At 71.5% G+C, this 1,878-nt stretch carries 1 protein-coding gene; it reads right to left on the minus strand.

Translation table 11 applies throughout. The features are described from left to right. The coding region (locus ACLEQD_RS42440) for a condensation domain-containing protein (protein WP_410391656.1) at positions 1-1,878 on the minus strand (1,878 nt) is incomplete at both ends.

Genomic DNA, 1,878 nt, shown 5'->3' on the forward strand with positions numbered 1-1,878 from the left:
GCGTGACGCCCAGGGCGATGAGGTGGTGCGCGAGCTGATTCGCGCGCGCGTCCAGCTGGGCGTACGTCAGTGACTCCGCCCCGTTCGTGACCGCGACCGCCTCCGGTGTCCGCGCGGCCTGCGCCTCCACCCGGCGGTGCATGAGCCCGGGCTCGAAGGATGCGTCCTTCGCGGCGTTCCACTTCACGACGACCTGATGCCGCTCCTCATCGGAGAGGAGCGGCAGGGCGGCCAGGGGCTGCTCGGGGTGACGGACCGCGCCTTCGAGCAGCCGCATGTAGTGTCCGGCCATCCGGCCGATGGTCGCCTCCTCGAAGAGGGCGGTGTTGAACTCCCAGAACGCCGTCAGGCCCTGCTCCGACTCGCGCACGAAGAGCATGAGGTCGAAGCGGGAGACGCCCGTCTGGAACGGGACGTCGTCCGCGTGGAGGCCCGGCAACGAGAAGGGGACGGCCGCCTGTTGCAGGACGAAGAGGGACTGGACCAGCGGCGCACGGCTCAGGTCGCGCGGTGGCTTGAGCGCGTCCACGAGCTGTTCGAACGGCAGGTCCTGGTGCGCGAAGGCGCCCAGACAGCTCTCTCTCACGCCGCGCAGCAGGTGCCGGAACGAGCGGGAGCCGGTGACGTCCGCGCGCAGGGCCAGCGTGTTGACGAAGAAGCCGATGAGCCCCTCCACCTCGCGCCGGTTGCGGCCGGAGATGGGCGAGCCGACGACGATGTCGTCCTGGCCGCTGTAGCGCGCGAGCAGGGCCTGGAAGCCCGCCAGCAGCGTCATGAACAGCGTGGTGCCCTCACGCTGGCCCATGGCGACGAGGGCGCGGGTCAGCGCGTCCGGCAGCGGGACCTGGAAGTACGCGCCCTGGAAGGTCTGCACGGGCGGACGCGGCTTGTCGGTGGGCAGGTCCAGCACGGACGGCGCCCCCGCGAGCTGCTCGCGCCACCACGCCACCTGTTCCTCCAGCACGTCCCCCTGCAACCAGGCGCGCTGCCACAGCGCGTGGTCCGCGTACTGGAGGGTCATGGGCGGGAGCGCGGCCTCGGTGCCCTGGAGCCGGGCGGCGTAGAGCGCATCCAGCTCCCGCTGGAGCACGGCGATGGACCACCCGTCGAAGACGCTGTGATGGAAGTTGAGGACCAGGACCTGCTCCTCCTCCGCCACCCGGAGCAGCGTGGCCCGCAGCAGGGGGCCGCGCCGCAGGTCGAACGGCACGTGCGCTTCGGCCTCCACCTGACGCTGGAGTGGAAGGTCCGGGTCCACGTCCGCCTGCTTCAGCGTGAGCGTCCAGGCCGGGCCGATGCGCTGCACCGGCTGGCCGTCCACTTCGTCGAACGTGGTGCGCAGGACCTCATGGCGCCGGATGAGGGCGTTGAGCGCGTCTTCCAGTGCGCGCGGGTCCAGCCGTCCCCGGAGCCGGGTGACCAGGGGCAGGTTGTAGGCGTGCGCGCTGGTGTCGAGCTGCGAGACGAACCACAGCCGCTGCTGGGAGAACGACTGGGGAACGACCTCGCCGCGAAGCTGGGGCACCAGCGGCGGGACGGGCCGCCGGTTCGCGCCGTGCAGCTGTTCCTCCAACCGCGCGGCAAGCTGCGCGACGGTGGGCGCCTCGAAGACGACGCGCAGGGACAGGTCCACCTGGAAGGCCTCTCGCAGCCGGGAGACCACCTGCGTGGCGAGCAGCGAGTGCCCGCCCAGCTCGAAGAAGTGGTCCTGCAAGCCCACGCGCGGCACCACGAGCAGGGACGCCCAGATGTCGGCGATCACCTTCTCCACCGCGGACATGGGGGCCTGGAACCCGCCTTCGGAGGCGGCCTCTTCCGGGGGAACGGGCAGGCCGTTGCGGTTCACCTTGCCGCTGGGGCTCAGCGGCAGCGCGTCCA

Origin of the sequence: Corallococcus sp. 4LFB, from assembly GCF_046520365.1 — a bacterium.
GTDB lineage: Bacteria > Myxococcota > Myxococcia > Myxococcales > Myxococcaceae > Corallococcus > Corallococcus caeni.